Annotated in this window: 11 protein-coding genes; 6 read left to right on the top strand and 5 right to left on the bottom strand. The window is 69.4% G+C overall.

Going from position 1 to position 16,469, the window contains the following annotated elements; translation table 11 throughout:
* The coding region (locus BST28156_RS22305) for a translocation/assembly module TamB domain-containing protein (RefSeq protein WP_254596412.1) at positions 1–3,836 on the top strand (3,836 nt) is incomplete at its 5' end.
* 220 nt (positions 3,837–4,056) lie between these two features.
* Here BST28156_RS22305 and metG read toward each other — a convergent pair.
* Positions 4,057–6,216, bottom strand: a complete 2,160-nt coding sequence (metG, locus tag BST28156_RS22300) for a methionine--tRNA ligase (RefSeq protein ID WP_174903383.1) — start codon at positions 6,214–6,216, stop codon at positions 4,057–4,059.
* Between the two features lie 378 nt (positions 6,217–6,594).
* Entirely contained in the window at positions 6,595–7,242 is a 648-nt protein-coding gene (locus BST28156_RS22295) for a YiaD family glycine zipper/OmpA-like lipoprotein (RefSeq protein WP_040127958.1), read from the bottom strand.
* 349 nt (positions 7,243–7,591) lie between these two features.
* Here BST28156_RS22295 and apbC point away from each other — a divergent pair, with 349 nt between their 5' ends.
* The 5 genes from apbC to BST28156_RS22270 all read left to right on the top strand — a co-directional run bounded on the left by apbC (position 7,592) and on the right by BST28156_RS22270 (position 13,208).
* Complete coding sequence (gene apbC, locus BST28156_RS22290; protein WP_174903382.1) at positions 7,592–8,683, top strand: iron-sulfur cluster carrier protein ApbC; 1,092 nt, start codon at positions 7,592–7,594, stop codon at positions 8,681–8,683.
* A 133-nt stretch (positions 8,684–8,816) separates the two neighbouring features.
* Positions 8,817–9,353 carry a superoxide dismutase [Cu-Zn] gene (sodC, locus tag BST28156_RS22285; protein WP_174903381.1) on the top strand — a complete coding sequence of 179 codons (537 nt, stop codon included), beginning with the start codon at positions 8,817–8,819 and terminating at the stop codon, positions 9,351–9,353.
* Positions 9,354–9,471: 118 nt separating this feature from the next.
* Complete coding sequence (gene dcd, locus BST28156_RS22280) at positions 9,472–10,041, top strand: dCTP deaminase (RefSeq protein ID WP_006398615.1); 570 nt, start codon at positions 9,472–9,474, stop codon at positions 10,039–10,041.
* Between the two features lie 81 nt (positions 10,042–10,122).
* On the top strand, positions 10,123–12,402 hold the full coding sequence (locus BST28156_RS22275) for an arginine/lysine/ornithine decarboxylase (protein WP_060245093.1): 2,280 nt from the start codon (positions 10,123–10,125) through the stop codon (positions 12,400–12,402).
* Positions 12,402–13,208 (top strand): lysozyme inhibitor LprI family protein, encoded by an 807-nt coding sequence (locus tag BST28156_RS22270; RefSeq protein WP_244131356.1) that lies wholly within the window; start codon positions 12,402–12,404, stop codon positions 13,206–13,208. Before BST28156_RS22275 ends, BST28156_RS22270 begins: the two co-directional genes overlap by 1 nt.
* A gap of 87 nt (positions 13,209–13,295) precedes the next feature.
* Here the strand turns inward: BST28156_RS22270 and BST28156_RS22265 are convergent, their stop codons facing one another.
* From BST28156_RS22265 to BST28156_RS22255, 3 genes are all read right to left on the bottom strand, one after another.
* Positions 13,296–13,976: an HAD family hydrolase gene (locus BST28156_RS22265; protein WP_060245091.1), complete on the bottom strand. Its 681-nt coding sequence runs from the start codon at positions 13,974–13,976 to the stop codon at positions 13,296–13,298.
* A gap of 91 nt (positions 13,977–14,067) precedes the next feature.
* Positions 14,068–15,477 (bottom strand): argininosuccinate lyase, encoded by a 1,410-nt coding sequence (gene argH, locus BST28156_RS22260; protein ID WP_060245090.1) that lies wholly within the window; start codon positions 15,475–15,477, stop codon positions 14,068–14,070.
* A gap of 108 nt (positions 15,478–15,585) precedes the next feature.
* Positions 15,586–16,395 carry a helix-turn-helix transcriptional regulator gene (locus BST28156_RS22255; RefSeq protein ID WP_174903380.1) on the bottom strand — a complete coding sequence of 270 codons (810 nt, stop codon included), beginning with the start codon at positions 16,393–16,395 and terminating at the stop codon, positions 15,586–15,588.
* Positions 16,396–16,469 lie beyond the last annotated feature (74 nt).

The raw sequence follows: 16,469 nt of genomic DNA, 5'->3' as shown, positions 1-16,469 counted from the left end.
CGGCCGTGCGCGTGCTCGGCGGGCGGCTTGCCGGCACGCTCGACGGCGGCGCGCTCGCGACCGGCGTGCGGCTGCGCGACGTCGCGTGGACGAGCCCGGGCGGCGCCGGCACCGAACTGCGCGTCGACCGGCTCGACGGGCGCTGGGCGCTGACGCGCGCGCCGCTGCGGCTGTCGATCGCCTATCTGCGCGCGGGTACGATCGACGTGCGGATCGTGCCGGGGCCGTCGACGCCGTCGAAGACGCCGCAGGATCTGAGCCTGCCGCTGCAGTTGCGGATCGACGACCTGCGCATCGACCACCTGGCGATCCACGAAGGCGCCTCGACGACGCAGCTCGACCGCATCGCGCTGAGCGGGCGCAGCGACGGCCGCCACCACGAACTGGCGCTCGACAGCATCGATACGCCGTACGGCGCGCTGACCGCGCGCGCGCAGCTCGACGGCGTGAAGCCGTTCGCGCTGACGGGCGACGCGACCTATACGGGCAAGCTTGCCGACGAGCCGGTCGATGCGCGTGCGCGCGTGTCGGGCTCGCTCGAGGCGCTGGTCGCCGACATCGACGCGAGCGGGATGAAGCTGAACGGGCGCGCGCACGTCGAGGCCGCGCCGTTCGGCGACGTGCCGCTCACGCGCGCGTCGCTCGCGTTCGACCACGTGAATCCGCAGGCGATCGCGCCGGGCGCGCCGGCCGCGGATCTCGCGGTGCGCGCGGAACTCGCGCCGGTGACCGCGCCGGCCGGTGCTGCGCAGCCGCACGGTTTCGCGGTAACGGGCCCGGTGTCGATCGTCAACGCGAAGCCCGGCACGCTCGGCGACCATCTGCTGCCGGTCGTCGATGCGCGCGCGACGGTGCATCTCGACGCGCATGCGCAGCGGGTCGACGGCCTCGCGCTGAAGCTGATCCGCGACGGCAGCGTGACGGGCGGCGGCACGCTGAAGGGCGGCAAGGGCCGCTTCGACCTGAAGGTCGCGAACCTCGACCTGAACGCGTTCGTCGCCGAGCTGCGGCCGATGCGGCTCGGCGGCCCGCTCGGCGTGATGCTCGCGGGCGATGCGACGACCGTCGATTTCGACCTGGCCGATCCGAAGCTTGCGCTCGGCGCGCGCGCGAAGGTCGCGCTGACCGCGCAGCAGACCGTGCTGACCGACGCGCGCGTGACGGCGGGCAAGGGCCGCATCGACCTGACGGGCGTGTTCCGTCGCGACGCGCATTCGAGCTACGACGCGAAGGCGACGCTGACCGCGTTCGATCCGCTGCTCCTTGCCGCGATGAGCGCGCCGAAGGCCGGCGCCGGCAAGACGAAGCCGGCGCCGGCCGCCAAGGCCCCGGCCGGGCGCGGCGAGACGCGCGTGACGGGCACGCTGACGGCGTCGGGCGCGCTCGCGCCGCAGGTGTCGACCAAGGCGACCTTCAAGCTCGGCGACAGCCTGTACGACGGCGTGCCGCTGACCGGCGCCGGCGTCGTGCAGCTGGCCGGCTCGCGGATTCTGCCGAGCAACGCGACGCTGTCGATCGCCGGCAACCATGTCGACCTGCGCGGCAGCTTCGGCGCGCCGGGCGACCGGCTGCGCTTCGTCGTCGACGCGCCGCAGCTCGACCGGCTCGGCTTCGGCATCGAAGGACTCGTGCAGGCGCAGGGCGACCTGACCGGCAGCTTCGCGCATCCGAACGTGACGGCAACCTACAAGGCCGAGCACGTGGTCGTCGGCTCGAACCGGATCGGCGCCGCGCAGGGGCGCGCGGACATCCGCGACGGCGCGCACGGCGCGCTCGTGTTCACGGCCGATGCGAGCGACCTCGCGCTGGGCTCGCTGCAGCTCAAGTCGCTGCGCGCGAACCTCGACGGCACGCGCGCGAAGCACACGCTCGAAGCGTCGGCGCTCGGGACCGCTGGCGGCCGCATGATCGACCTGACGCTCGCGGCGAACGGCGGCGTCGTCGAAAACCGCGACGGGATGCGCTGGGACGGCACCGTCACGCGTCTGGCGAACCGCGGCACGCCGGCGGTCGCGCTGCAGGCGCCGCTGACCGTATCGGCCGGCGCGGGCCGCGTGACGCTCGGCGCGACGCGGCTCACGCTCGAAGGTGCGGCGATCGACCTGAAGTCGTTCGTGTTCGATCACGGCCAGATGCGCTCCGCGGGTTCCGTGAGCGGTGCGTCGGTTGCGCGTTTCCTCGAAATTCGCCAGGAGATGACGGGCCAGCGGCCGCCGGTGCGCACCGACGTCGTGCTCGACGCCGACTGGGACTTCTCGATCGGCGCGAGCGCGACCGGCTACCTGCAGGTGAAGCGCCGCGGCGGCGACGTGACGGTCGAAAGCGGGCGCGGCATCGCGTCGCTCGGGCTGACCGAGCTGTCCGCGCGCGCGGCGTTCGGCCCCGGCAACCGGCTCAACGTGACCGCGCAGGCGAAGGCGAACCGGATCGGCACGTTCGACGCGAACGTTGCGGTGCCGTTCGCGCTGCGCGGCGGCGTGCTGTCGGTCGCCGACGACGGTCCGCTGTCGGGCCGCATCGATGCCGACGTGCCTTCGCTGAAGGCGACCGGCAACCTGTTCGGGCCGAGCTACCTGCTCGGCGGGCGCGCGGCGCTGAAGCTGACGGTCGCCGGCACGCCGGCGAAGCCGAACCTGTCGGGGATGCTGACGGGCGACGACCTGTCGGCGACGCTGATCGACCAGGGCGTGCAGCTGAAGGACGGCATCGTGCGCGTGAAGCTCGCGGAGAACCTCGTCGAATTCCAGCAGGTCGAGTTCCACGGCGGCGACGGCACGTTGCGCGCGATCGGGCGCGTGCGCCTCGACGGCGAGGCGCCCGACCTGACCGCGAGCATCGTCGCCGACAAGCTGGAGCTGTTCGCCGCGCCGGACCGCAAGCTGTCGCTGTCGGGCAAGGCGACCGTCGCGAACGACGGGCCGCGCGGCGGGATGTCGATCGACGGCAAGTTCGTCGTCGATCGCGCGCTGTTCGACCTGCCGGAGGATGCGGCGCCGCACCTGTCCGACGATGTCGTGATCGTGCAGCCGGACGGCACGGTGCGCGGCGAGACGCCGAGCGGCACCGCGGCCGGGAAGCCGCAGAAGGTCACCGACAAGCCGGCGCCGTCGCTCGCGCCGCGCGCGAACATCGACATCGGGCTCGGCAACAACTTCCGCTTCAGGGGGCACGGCGCGGATCTCGGCCTGCGCGGCACGATCACCGTGATGAGCGCGCCGGGCGTGCCGCTGCGCGCGGTCGGCAACGTGCGCGTGACCGAAGGCTCGACCTACACGTCGTTCGGCCGCAAGCTCGCGATCGAGAACGGCTTCTTCACGTTCAACGGCCCGGTGTCGAACCCGGGCGTGAACATTCTCGCGATGCGGCGCAACCAGGAGGTCGAGGCCGGCGTGCAGGTGACGGGCACGATCCAGTCGCTGACGGTCAAGCTGGTGTCGGAGCCGAACGTCACGGATAACGAAAAGCTGTCGTGGCTGCTGTTCGGGCACGGCACCGACCAGGGCAACAACGTCGGCCAGCAGGGGGCGATGACGGCGGCGCTCGGGCTGCTCGGCAGCGTGACCGGCAAGCGCGTCGCGCAGACCTTCGGCCTCGACGAGGTATCGATCGGCCGCAGCGAAGTCGGCCTGACCGATCCGCAGGTCGTGCTGGTGTCGAAGGCGATCAACGAGCGCTTCGTGCTCGGCTTCGAGCAGGGGCTGCAATCGGCGAGCAACGCGTTCAAGGCGACGATCAACCTGACGCGCTTCTGGTCGGTGTCCGCGTACGGCGGCACGTTCCAGGGCGTCGACCTGAACTACACGCGGCGCTTCGACCGCTGGTTCAGCCGGCGCTGAGGACAGGGCGGGCGTCGCACGGCGCGGCGACGCCGCCGGGGCGGCCGGATTCAGCGGCCGCGCGCAGAAGTGGGGGCGGCAGCGCAGCGCGGCAGCGGCGATCGGCGGCGTGATCCGCGAAGTCGCGCGTCGTACGCATCGCGCGCAGACGCCGCGCCCGGATACAAAAAAGCCCCGCACGCATCGTGCGGGGCGGGTCGCGCGAGCGGCGGCGGGCCGCTTACTTCACGCGCATGCCGGGCTTCGCGCCGCTGTGCGGCTCGAGGATGTACAGGCCCGGCTCGGCCTTCTCGTCGGTCGCCGATGCGGCGAGCACCATCCCTTCGGACAGCCCGAACTTCATCTTGCGCGGCGCGAGGTTCGCGACCATCACCGTCAGCTTGCCGACCAGCTGCTCGGGCTGATACGCGGACTTGATGCCCGAGAACACGTTGCGGGTCTTTTCCTCGCCGATGTCGAGCGTGAGCTGCAGCAGCTTGTCCGAGCCTTCGACGGCCTGGCACGCGACGATCTTCGCGATGCGCAGGTCGACTTTCGCGAAATCGTCGATCGAGATCGGCGCATCGCCGTCCGCGCCATTGACGGCGACCGGCTTCGCGTTCGCCTTGGCCTGCTTCGCATCCTTCGCGGCGGCGGCCGCGCCCGCGGCAGCCGCGCCGGCTGCGTCGGCCTGCAGCGAATCGCGGTTCGCGGCGAGCAGCGCTTCGATCTGCTTCGCGTCGACGCGCGTCATCAGGTGCTGGTACGCGCGGATCGGCTGCGCGGACGACAGCGGCTTCGCCGCGTCGGCCCACGCGAGCGGCGCGATCCCGAAGAACGCCTCGACGGCTTCCGCGACACGCGGCATCACCGGCTTCAGCGCGAGCGACAGCAGGCGGAACGCCTCGAGGCTCACGCTGCAGGTTTCGTGCAGCGCGACCGCGTTGGCCGGGTCCTTCGCGAGCTCCCACGGCTTCGCACCGTCGACGTACGCGTTGACTTCGTCCGCGAGCTCCATCGTGTGGCGCAGCGCGCGGCCGTATTCGCGCGCCTCGTACTGCGCGGCGATCTGCGGGATCGCGTCGCGCAGCTTCGCGACGAGCGGATGGTTCATCGCGCTGTCCTGCACGCGCCCGTCGAAGCGCTTGATCAGGAAGCCGGCCGCGCGGCTCGCGATGTTCACGTACTTGCCGACCAGGTCGCTGTTCACGCGCGCCTGGAAATCCTCGAGGTTCAGGTCGAGGTCTTCCATCGTCGCGTTCAGCTTCGCGGCGAAGTAGTAGCGCAGCCATTCGGGGTTCAGCCCCGTGTCGATGTAGCTCTGCGCGGTGATGAAGGTGCCGCGCGACTTCGACATCTTCGCGCCGTCGACGGTCAGGAAGCCGTGCGCGAACACGTTGGTCGGCGTGCGGTGACCCGAGAACTCGAGCATCGCCGGCCAGAACAGCGTGTGGAAATACAGGATGTCCTTGCCGATGAAGTGGTACTGCTCTGCGGTCGAGCCCGGGCGGATCCACGCGTCGAAGTCGACGCCGTTGCGCTCGCACAGGTTCTTGAAGCTCGCGTAGTAGCCGACCGGCGCGTCGAGCCACACGTAGAAGTACTTGCCGGGCGCGCCCGGGATCTCGAAGCCGAAGTACGGCGCGTCGCGCGAGATGTCCCAGTCGGCGAGCTTCGCCTCGCCGGCGTCGCCGAGCCACTCGCGCATCTTGTTGGTCGCCTCGGGTTGCGCGAGGCCGCCGACCCATTCACGCAGGAACGACTCGCAGCGCGGGTCGGACAGGCGGAAGAAGTAGTGCGTCGAGGTCTTGCGCACGGGCGTCGCGCCCGACACGACCGAGTACGGGTTCAGCAGCTCGGTCGGCAGATAGGTCGAGCCGCACACTTCGCAGCTGTCGCCGTACTGGTCCTTCGCGTGGCACTTCGGGCACTCGCCCTTGATGAAGCGGTCCGGCAGGAACATTTCCTTGACCGGGTCGTACGCCTGTTCGATCTCTCGCTCGGCGATCAGCCCGTTTTCCTTCAGCGCGAGATAGATCTTCTCGCTCAGCACGCGGTTCTCTTCGGAATCGGTCGAGTAGAAGTTGTCGAACGACACGCCGAAGCTGTCGAAGTCGCGCTTGTGCTCGGCCCACACGCGCTCGATCAGCTGCTTCGGGGTCAGGCCTTCCTTCTCCGCGCGCAGCATGACCGGCGTGCCGTGCGTGTCGTCGGCGCCGATGTAGTAGACCTCGTGCCCGTGCATTCGCAGCGTCCGCACCCAGATGTCGGTCTGGATGTACTCGACCAGGTGGCCGATATGGATCTGGCCGTTGGCGTAGGGCAGGGCGGACGTGACGAGGATCTGGCGGCGGCCTTGCGGCGCCGCGGCCTGCACGGAAGTGAGGTCGGATGCGGACATAGGGTCGGTAGAGAACAGCGGAAAAACGACGGGAAACTGCGATTCTAGCAGGGGCGCGGCGCGGCAACGCGGGCCGGCGGTCGAGGCGGGTGCCGGCAGATGCGCCGGGCGGCGCAGGCGGCATGCCCGGCGGGGCGATGCTGCGGCGCAGCGCAAATTTCGCGGGCAAAAAAAACCGGGGCGGATACGGCCCCGGAGCAACAACGACAAGAGGAGAATGGTGACGCGCCGGCAACACCAGCCGCGTACCGTAAAGACAGACCACGGCGCGCGACAGAAGTTCGAAATTTTTTTCGATTTGTTACCGGCACGGCCGAAAGCCTTGTCCGGCGGGGCTGTGCGGGCAGCGCGCCCGCACTCTCGCTCTTGTTGCCGAGCTTATTGATGCTGCTGCGGCGCGCGCAGGTAGATCTCGACACGGCGGTTCTGTGCGCGGCCGGCTTCGGTCGCGTTGTCCGCGATCGGGTTCGACGCGCCCATGCCCTGCGCCGACAGGCGGCCGCCCGCGACGCCGCGCTGCACGAGCGCGTTCACGACGCTCTGTGCACGGTTCTGCGACAGCGTCTGGTTCAGCTGGGCCGAACCGGTGCTGTCCGTGTAGCCGACGATCGAGGCCGTCACTTGCGGATTCTGGTTCAGCGTCGTCGCCAGGTCGTTCAGCAGCGGCGTGAAGGCCGGCGTGATCGCGTACTGGTTGGTCGCGAACGTGACCGAGCTCGGCACGTTCAGCTTCAGCGAGCCGTCCGGCTGCTCGGTGACCTGCGTGCCCGTCTGCGCCGCCGACGGCGCGAGCTTGTTCTTGATCGCTTGCCAGTTGTAGCCCGTCACGCCGCCGACCAGCGCGCCGACGCCTGCGCCGATCGCCGCGCCCTTGCCGCCGCCCGCCAGTGCGCCGATCCCTGCGCCCAGCGCCGCACCCGTGCCGGTGCCGACGGCCGTGTTGTTGCCTTGCTGCGTCGCGCAGCCTGCCAGCAGTGCGCCGGCCAGTGCGAAGACGGACAAGCGGGTCGCGATTTTCATGTTCATCTTGGATTCCTCTCTTGGTTGAACGAGTCGACAACGACATCAACAGCTACGGCTCCCTACGCGGGCCGCCCGGAAAAAGGAGGGTCGGCCCGTGCTCGCGGCAGCCGCCGAGGCGGCCGCATGCCCAGCCCGTCAGCGTGGCTGTTCGGACAGGGCGGCGCGTCAGCCTCTACAATATAGGCGGTAGGCGGCCGATTTGGCCCCATAGCGTGCCGCACGCGAAGATTGCGCCGCCGCGCGCGTTCGCGCAATGGCGTGCAACAGATTCTTTCACTTTTCCCGATTTTCGCCGCGTTATTTGATATTTCTTGACGTTTGAGCGCGAAAAAAACGTTTTCACGGAGTTTCGATGAGCATTGACCGGGCACAAGTCGACGCCGCGCTGGCGGCGGTCGTCGACCCCAATACCGAGCGCCCGTATGCGGCGAACAAGGGTGTGCGCAACGTCGCGATCGACGGCGACGTCGTGGCGGTCGACGTGGTGCTCGGCTATCCCGCGCGCAGCCAGTACGACGACGTGCGCGCGCGCGTCGTCGCCGCGTTGCGCAGTGTGCCGGGCGTGCGCGACGCGCGCGTGAACGTGTCGCAGGAGATCGTCGCGCACACGGTGCAGCGCGGCGTGAAGCTGCTGCCGAACGTGAAGAACATCGTCGCGGTCGCGTCGGGCAAGGGCGGCGTCGGCAAGAGCACGACGGCCGTGAACCTCGCGCTCGCGCTGGCCGCGGAAGGCGCGTCGGTCGGCATCCTCGACGCGGACATCTACGGCCCGTCGCTGCCGACGATGCTCGGCATCCACGGCCAGCGCCCCGAGTCGCCGGACAACCAGTCGATGAACCCGCTGGTCGGCCACGGGCTGCAAGCCAACTCGATCGGCTTCCTGATCGAGGAGGACAACCCGATGGTGTGGCGCGGCCCGATGGCGACGTCGGCGCTCGAGCAGCTGCTGCGGCAGACCAACTGGCGCGAGCTCGACTACCTGATCGTCGACATGCCGCCGGGCACCGGCGACATCCAGCTGACGCTCGCGCAGCGCGTGCCGGTGACGGGCGCGGTGATCGTCACGACGCCGCAGGACATCGCGCTGCTCGACGCGAAGAAGGGCCTGAAGATGTTCGAGAAGGTCGGCATCCCGATCCTCGGCATCGTCGAGAACATGAGCATCCACGTGTGCTCGAACTGCGGCCACGAGGAGCACATCTTCGGCGCGGGCGGCGCCGAGCGGATGGCGAAGGACTACGGCGTGACCGTGCTCGGCAGCCTGCCGCTCGACATCGCGATTCGCGAGCGGGCCGACAGCGGCGCGCCGACGGTCGCGGCCGATCCGGACGGCGCGCTGGCGCGCCGCTACCGCGACATCGCGCGCGGCGTCGCGCTGGCAATTGCCGAGCGCGCGCGCGACATGACGTCGAAGTTCCCGTCGATCGTTGTTCAAAATACGTAAAACCCTTGCGGGGCGGGGCCTCACGCTGTTTACGGCGCCGCGAGGCGCGGTATCATGGCGACTTTTCCCGGGTCCCTTTACCCGTCCGGCGCGGCCGCCATGTCGAATGGCCGTCGGCCGGCATGAGGATCGAATGAACCAACGACATCACGGCGTGCGCGCCGGCCGCGCGCGGCGCGCGCTGCTGGCCGCCGCCGCGCTGGGCCTGCTGGCCGGCTGTACTTCCTTTTCCTCGTCGCACGAAAAACGGGCCGACGCGCAGCTGCAGCCGACGGTCGGCTCGCAGACGCGCGGCGCGGTGACCTTCGTCGAGCGCCCGGACGGCGTCCAGGTCACCTACAACCTCGTCGGCCTGCCGCCGAACAGCGATCACGCGCTGCAGGTGCACGAGCGCGGCGACTGCAACGCGGGCGACGGCTCGAGCGCCGGCCAGGTGTTCGCGCCGGCCGCCGACCGCCTGCGCGCGGGCGCGCGGGTCGCCGGCGATCTCGGCAACATCCATGCGGACGCGAACGGCGTCGCGGCCGGCTTCATCGTCGCGCCCGATCTGGCCCTCGACGGCGTGCGCTCCGCGCTGAACCGCGCGGCGCTGGTGCACCGCGACGCGAGCGACCCCGCGTTTCCGCAGCACGGCGCGGGGCCTGCGCTCGCGTGCGGCGTGATCCGGTGACGGGGGCGCATGCGCGAGCCGATGATCGCGTAAAATGTGCGCCTTTCCCGGCCGCCGGCCCGAACCGGCGGCCTGAGCCCAACACCCACCGTCACGCAGCGTTTCCAGGCGCCCCGTTATGAGCATCAAGTCCGACAAATGGATTCGGCGCATGGCCGAAGAGCACAAGATGATCGAGCCGTTCGTGCCCGATCAGGTCCGCGCGTCCGAGGACGGTCGCAGGATCGTCAGCTACGGCACGTCGAGCTACGGCTACGACATCCGCTGCGCGGACGAATTCAAGATCTTCACGAACATCAACTCGACGATCGTCGATCCGAAGAACTTCGACGAGGGTTCGTTTGTCGATTTCAAGGGCGACGTGTGCATCATCCCGCCGAACTCGTTCGCGCTGGCCCGCACCGTCGAATATTTCCGCATTCCGCGCACCGTGCTGACGGTCTGCCTCGGCAAGTCGACCTATGCGCGCTGCGGGATCATCGTCAACGTGACGCCGTTCGAACCCGAGTGGGAAGGCTACGTCACGCTGGAATTCTCGAACACCACGCCGCTGCCCGCGAAGATCTACGCGAACGAAGGCGTCGCGCAGGTGCTCTTCTTCGAGAGCGACGAGGTGTGCGACGTGTCGTACGCCGATCGCGGCGGCAAGTATCAGGGGCAGCGCGGTGTCACGCTGCCGAAAACCTGATCTGCTTGCATAACGTCTCACCAGTTTCCGGGTGACCGCTGCGCGTGACGCGCCGCGGTCGTTCTTTTTGGAGAATCGCCCATGAAGTTTCGTTTCCCCGTCGTGATCATCGACGAAGATTTCCGCTCCGAGAACATCTCGGGCTCCGGCATCCGGGCGCTGGCCGAAGCGATCGAGAAGGAGGGCGTCGAAGTCCTCGGCCTCACGAGCTACGGCGATCTGACGTCGTTCGCGCAGCAGTCGAGCCGCGCGTCGTGCTTCATCCTGTCGATCGACGACGACGAGCTGATGCTCGGCGAAACGGGCCCGGACGGCGAGCTGCCGGAGCTCGCCACCGCGATCATCGAGCTGCGCGCGTTCGTCACCGAAGTGCGCCGCCGCAACGCGGACATCCCGATCTTCCTGTACGGCGAGACGCGCACGTCGCGCCATCTGCCGAACGACATCCTGCGCGAGCTGCACGGCTTCATCCACATGTTCGAGGACACGCCGGAGTTCGTCGCGCGCCACATCATCCGCGAGGCGAAGGTCTATCTCGACTCGCTCGCGCCGCCGTTCTTCAAGGAACTGGTCAAGTACGCGGACGAAGGCTCGTACTCGTGGCACTGCCCGGGCCACTCGGGCGGCGTCGCGTTCCTGAAGAACCCGCTCGGCCAGATGTTCCACCAGTTCTTCGGCGAGAACATGCTGCGCGCGGACGTCTGCAATGCCGTGGACGAACTCGGCCAGTTGCTCGACCACACCGGCCCGGTCGCGGCGTCCGAGCGCAACGCGGCGCGCATCTTCAGCGCCGACCACCTGTTCTTCGTGACCAACGGCACGTCGACGTCGAACAAGATCGTCTGGCATGCGACGGTCGCGCCGGGCGACATCGTGCTGGTCGACCGCAACTGCCACAAGTCGATCCTGCACGCGATCACGATGACGGGCGCGATTCCGGTGTTCCTGACGCCAACGCGCAACCACTTCGGCATCATCGGGCCGATCCCGCGCGACGAGTTCAAGCCGGAGAACATCCGCAAGAAGATCGAGGCGAACCCGTTCGCGCGCGAGGCGCTGCGCGAGAACCCGGACCTGAAGCCGCGCATCCTGACGATCACGCAGAGCACCTACGACGGCGTCGTGTACAACGTCGAGATGATCAAGGACCTGCTCGGCGACCTGCTCGACACGCTGCACTTCGACGAAGCGTGGCTGCCGCACGCGACCTTCCACGACTTCTACCGCGACATGCACGCGATCGGCGACGGCCGTCCGCGCACCGGCGCGCTGGTGTTCGCGACGCACTCGACGCACAAGCTGCTCGCCGGCATCTCGCAGGCGTCGCAGATCGTCGTGCAGGATTCGGAGAACCGCACCTTCGACAAGCACCGCTTCAACGAGGCGTACCTGATGCACACGTCGACGAGCCCGCAGTACGCGATCATCGCATCGTGCGACGTCGCGGCCGCGATGATGGAGCCGCCGGGCGGCACCGCGCTCGTCGAGGAATCGATCGCCGAGGCGATCGACTTCCGCCGCGCGATGCGCAAGGTCGACGCCGAGTACGGCGACGACTGGTTCTTCCGCGTGTGGGGTCCGGACGACCTGTCCGAGGAAGGCATCGGCTCGCGCGACGACTGGATGCTGAAGCCGAACGACCACTGGCACGGCTTCGGCCCGCTCGCGGAAGGCTTCAACATGCTCGACCCGATCAAGGCGACGATCATCACGCCGGGGCTCGACGTCGACGGCGAGTTCGGCGACACCGGCATTCCGGCCGCGATCGTCACGAAGTACCTGGCCGAGCACGGGATCATCGTCGAGAAGACCGGCCTGTACTCGTTCTTCATCATGTTCACGATCGGCATCACGAAGGGCCGCTGGAACTCGATGGTGACCGAGCTGCAGCAGTTCAAGGACGACTACGACAACAACCAGCCGCTGTGGCGCGTGCTGCCGGAATTCGTCGCGCAGCATCCGCGCTACGAGCGCGTCGGCCTGCGCGACCTGTGCACGCAGATCCACGACGTGTACCGCGCCAACGACATCGCGCGCCTGACGACCGAGATGTACCTGTCGGACATGGAGCCGGCGCTGAAGCCGTCGGACGCGTTCGCGAAGCTCGCGCACCGCAAGATCGACCGCGTGCCGCTCGACGAGCTCGAAGGCCGCGTGACGAGCATCCTGCTGACGCCGTACCCGCCGGGCATTCCGCTGCTGATCCCGGGCGAGCGCTTCAACAAGACGATCGTCAACTACCTGCGGTTCGCGCGCGACTTCAACGAGCGCTTCCCGGGCTTCCACACCGATATCCACGGCCTCGTCGCGGAAGAGGTGAACGGCCGCGTCGAATACTTCGTCGACTGCGTGCGCGACTGATGGCGACGCACGGAACACACCGGACGATGCGCGCGGCGGCGGCCGCGCTCGTCGTCTGGGCGGCATGGTGGGCGGGGGCGGGTACGGCGCACGCGGAAGTCGCCGCGGCCGACCCGGTCGACGTCGCGATGCGGCAATGCCTCGCGCGGCGCGACCGGTCGTCGACGGCGGGCCAGATCCAGTGCATGGGCGAGGCGCAGCAGCAGTGGCAGACGGTGATGGACGGCGCGTACCAGCGCCTGTTGAAGGATGCGCCGGCCGACGCGAAGCGCGGCTGGCAGGACAGCCAGCGGCGCTGGCTGACGTGGCGCAAGGACGAGGCGCATCTGCTGAAGGCCGTGTACGACACGACGCGCGGCACGATGTACACGATGGCGAGCGCCGACATGCAGCTGCAGCCGGTGCGCGATCGCGCGCTGGCACTGCGCGCGGCGGCCGACCGCTATGCGCCGCCGCCCGCGGTGCCGGTGGCTGCCACCAGCGGCGCGCAGGGCGCCGCGAACGCGGCCGGGCGGCCCGACCCGAAGGCGGCGAACGCGCCGCGCGATTCGGCCGTGCGCCGCGTGCGCCCGTGCGAGCAGGATGCCGCGTGCGAGCATGCGGTGTTCGACCTGAACCGCTATTACCAGAAGCTGCGCCGCAAGATGCCCGCGCATTCGGCCGCGACGCTGGTGCGCGCGCAGCGCGCATGGATCGCGTTTCGCGACGCGACGGCGCCGCTCGTCGGCGAGGACGGACGCGTCGACCTGATCGGCGCGCGCATCGCGACGATGAAGCGGCTGTCGGAGACGGCCGGCAACAAGTAACGTCGAAGGACCGACGCCGCCGGTTCGACGGCCGCGCACGACGGGCACCGCGAGGTGCCCGTTTGCATTGGGAGACGGTGTGACGCGCTACGCGGGCTGCGTATCGTGCCGGCCGAACCACGACGGCACGAGCGCGACCGCATCGTCGAGCGACGCGAGCACGTGCAGGCTCAGCGCGACGATCTCGGGCGTCGGCGCCTTCAGGTCGGGCACGGTGACGACCGACGCACCCGCGCCGGCTGCCGACTGCGCGCCGAAATCGCTGTCCTCGAACGCGACGCACGCATGTGCCGGCACGCCGAGGCGCTCGGCCGCGAGCCGGTATACGGCCGGGTCGGGCTTGCCGCGCGCGACCTCGGTGCCGCTCGCGATCGCCTGGAAGTACGGCAGCACGCCGACCGCGTCGAGCCGCGCGCGGATCACGTCCTGCGCGGACGACGACGCCACCGCGCACGGGATGCCGGCCTGCGCGAGCGCGTCGAGCAGCGCCAGCGCGCCCGGCTTCAGCGGAAACTTCGGATGCGGCTCGGGTGCCGCGAGCCGCTCGCGCACGCGCGTGCGCACCGCGTCGAACGTGTCCGGGTCGCCGATCAGCCGCGCGAGGACCGTCTGGCCTTCGGCGAACGAGCGGCCGACGATCTGCAGGTAGTCGGCGACGGTCAGCACGACGCCATGCGCGCCCGACACGTCGATCCACGTGTTCATGATGGTCCGCTCGGAATCGACGAGCAGGCCGTCCATGTCGAAGAGCGCGGCGGAGAAGGTCATCGGGGGCATCCGGGAAGCAGGGAGCAGGCGGCGGTCGTCGCCGCCGGAATAAAAAACGGACGCCGAAGGCGTCCGTCTGCACGGGGCGGGCTTACTGGCCGAGGGCGGCGCGCGCGGCCTTCGCCGCTGCACGCACCTGGTCCGGCGCGGTGCCGCCCGGGTGGTTGCGGCTCGCGACCGAGCCTTCGAGCGTCAGGTAGCCGAACACGTCGTCGCCGATCAGGTGCGCGACGTTCGGCAGTTCCTGCTTCATTTCGTCGAGCGTCAGGTCGGCGAGATCGATGCCGCGGTCGTCGCAGATCTTCACTGCGTGCGCGACGGCTTCGTGCGCGTCGCGGAACGGCAGGCCGCGCTTGACCAGATAGTCGGCGAGGTCGGTGGCGGTCGAGAAGCCCTGCAGCGCGGCCGCGCGCATCGCGTCCGGCTTCACGGTGATGCCGGCGACCATCTCGGCGAAGATCCGCAGCGTGTCGGCGACGGTGTCGACCGTGTCGAACAGCGGTTCCTTGTCTTCCTGGTTGTCCTTGTTGTACGCGAGCGGCTGGCCCTTCATCAGCGTGAGCAGCGCCATCAGGTGGCCGTTCACGCGGCCGGTCTTGCCGCGCGCGAGCTCGGGCACGTCCGGGTTCTTCTTCTGCGGCATGATCGAGCTGCCGGTGCAGAAGCGGTCGGCGATGTCGATGAAGCCGACGCGCGGGCTCATCCACAGCACGAGTTCTTCGGAGAAGCGCGACACGTGCGTCATCACGAGCGCCGCCGCGGCCGTGAATTCGATTGCGAAGTCACGATCCGACACCGCGTCGAGCGAGTTCGTGCAGATATCGTCGAAGCCGAGCGACTTCGCGACCGCATGACGGTCGATCGGGTAGCTGGTGCCGGCGAGCGCGGCCGCGCCGAGCGGCAGGCGGTTTACGCGCGTGCGGCAGTCGCGCATGCGCTGCGCGTCGCGCGTGAACATCTCGACGTACGCGAGCAGGTGGTGGCCGAACGTGACGGGCTGCGCGACCTGCAGGTGCGTGAAGCCCGGCATGATCGTGTCGGCGTGCTGTTCCGCGAGGTCGATCAGCGCGCCGCGCAGGTCGTTCAGCAGGCCGCCGATGCGGTCGATCTCGCCGCGCAGCCACAGACGGATGTCGGTCGCGACCTGGTCGTTGCGCGAGCGGCCCGTATGCAGGCGCTTGCCCGCATCGCCGATCAGCGCGGTCAGGCGCGCCTCGATGTTCAGGTGGACGTCTTCCAGATCGAGCTGCCATTCGAACTCGCCGCGCTCGATCTCGCCCTTGATTTGCGCCATCCCGCGTTCGATCGCGGCGAGGTCGTCGGCGCTGATGATCTTCTGCGCCGCGAGCATGTTCGCGTGCGCGAGCGAGCCGGCGATGTCGACGAGCGCGAGGCGCTTGTCGAAAAACACCGACGACGTATAGCGCTTGACCAGCTCCGACATCGGTTCGGAGAAGCGGGCCGACCAGGCCTCGCCCTTTTTGTGCAGTTGGGACGTCATGGCGATTCTTCGAAGGGGAGTTGGGCGGCGTGCGCCGCCGAGGAATCCGGGGATTCTAACATTCGCGGGGCCGCCCGCCGCGGCGCGGCGCGGCGCGCGGCAGCCGCGTCAGTCGCGCACCAGCACGACGAGCTTCAGGTCCTCGCGATGCGCGGGCTTCAGCGTGATCTGCTGGTACACGAGCCGGCCGTGCTGCGGATGATCGAATTCGCGCAGCCCGCCTTCGCGCTCGAACACGTCCTGCGACGCCCAGTATTGCGCGAACGCGTCGCTGCCGGCCGTCAGCGCGTCGATCAGCGCGCGGGTCGGCGCGTCGGCGAGGTGGCGGATCGAATCGGCGCGGAACTCGGCCGCGAGCCGCCGCGCGCGGGTGTCCCAGTCGACGATCAGCGTGCGCGCGGCCGGCGACATGAACGTGAAGCGCAGCAGGTTGCGGTCGTGCTCGCCGTCGAGCCAGCCGGCAAACAGCGCGGTAGCGGGCGCGTTCCACGCGAGCGCGTTCCATTGGCGGTCGAGCACGTAGGCAGGCGTCGCGATCGCCGCGACGGTGGCCGCGAGCGTCGGCGGCAGGTCGCCGGCCGCGACGTCGGGTTCGGCCGGGTCGCGCTGCGCGGCCAGCTCGAACAGGTACGCGCGCTCGGCCTTCGACAGCTGCAGCGCGACCGCGATCCGCGCGAGCGCGTCGGCCGACGCCGACACGGGGCGGCCCTGTTCGATCCACGTGTACCAGGTCGGGCTGACGCCGCACAGCTGCGCGACTTCCTCGCGCCGCAGCCCCGGCGTGCGGCGGCGCGGGCCGGGCGGCAGGCCGACGGCCTGCGGCGACAGCCGCTCGCGGTGGGCACGGATGAATTCGCCGAGCGCACGGGCGGGCGTGGCGTCGAGCGGCGGGACGGGCGCGGAGGAGGAAGGGTTCATGCGAAAACGGCGAAGCGCAGGCGGCAAAGGATTTGACAGGTGTATCGAATACCAGAATAACTACTTGACTTGTA

Origin of the sequence: Burkholderia pseudomultivorans (assembly GCF_902499075.1) — a bacterium.
Classification (GTDB): domain Bacteria; phylum Pseudomonadota; class Gammaproteobacteria; order Burkholderiales; family Burkholderiaceae; genus Burkholderia; species Burkholderia pseudomultivorans.
Note: the sequence above shows the minus strand (reverse complement) of the source record. Positions and strands in the feature narration are given on the sequence as shown.

Excerpts from the sequence above, each read along its gene's own strand:
- metG (WP_174903383.1), bottom strand. The coding sequence starts at position 6,216 with ATGTCCGCATCCGACCTCACTTCCGTGCAGGCCGCGGCGCCGCAAGGC.
- sodC (WP_174903381.1), top strand. The coding sequence starts at position 8,817 with ATGAACCAACGACATCACGGCGTGCGCGCCGGCCGCGCGCGGCGCGCG.
- dcd (WP_006398615.1), top strand. The coding sequence starts at position 9,472 with ATGAGCATCAAGTCCGACAAATGGATTCGGCGCATGGCCGAAGAGCAC.
- apbC (WP_174903382.1), top strand. The coding sequence starts at position 7,592 with ATGAGCATTGACCGGGCACAAGTCGACGCCGCGCTGGCGGCGGTCGTC.
- argH (WP_060245090.1), bottom strand. The coding sequence starts at position 15,477 with ATGACGTCCCAACTGCACAAAAAGGGCGAGGCCTGGTCGGCCCGCTTC.
- BST28156_RS22255 (WP_174903380.1), bottom strand. The coding sequence starts at position 16,395 with ATGAACCCTTCCTCCTCCGCGCCCGTCCCGCCGCTCGACGCCACGCCC.
- BST28156_RS22295 (WP_040127958.1), bottom strand. The coding sequence starts at position 7,242 with ATGAACATGAAAATCGCGACCCGCTTGTCCGTCTTCGCACTGGCCGGC.
- BST28156_RS22265 (WP_060245091.1), bottom strand. The coding sequence starts at position 13,976 with ATGACCTTCTCCGCCGCGCTCTTCGACATGGACGGCCTGCTCGTCGAT.
- BST28156_RS22270 (WP_244131356.1), top strand. The coding sequence starts at position 12,402 with ATGGCGACGCACGGAACACACCGGACGATGCGCGCGGCGGCGGCCGCG.
- BST28156_RS22275 (WP_060245093.1), top strand. The coding sequence starts at position 10,123 with ATGAAGTTTCGTTTCCCCGTCGTGATCATCGACGAAGATTTCCGCTCC.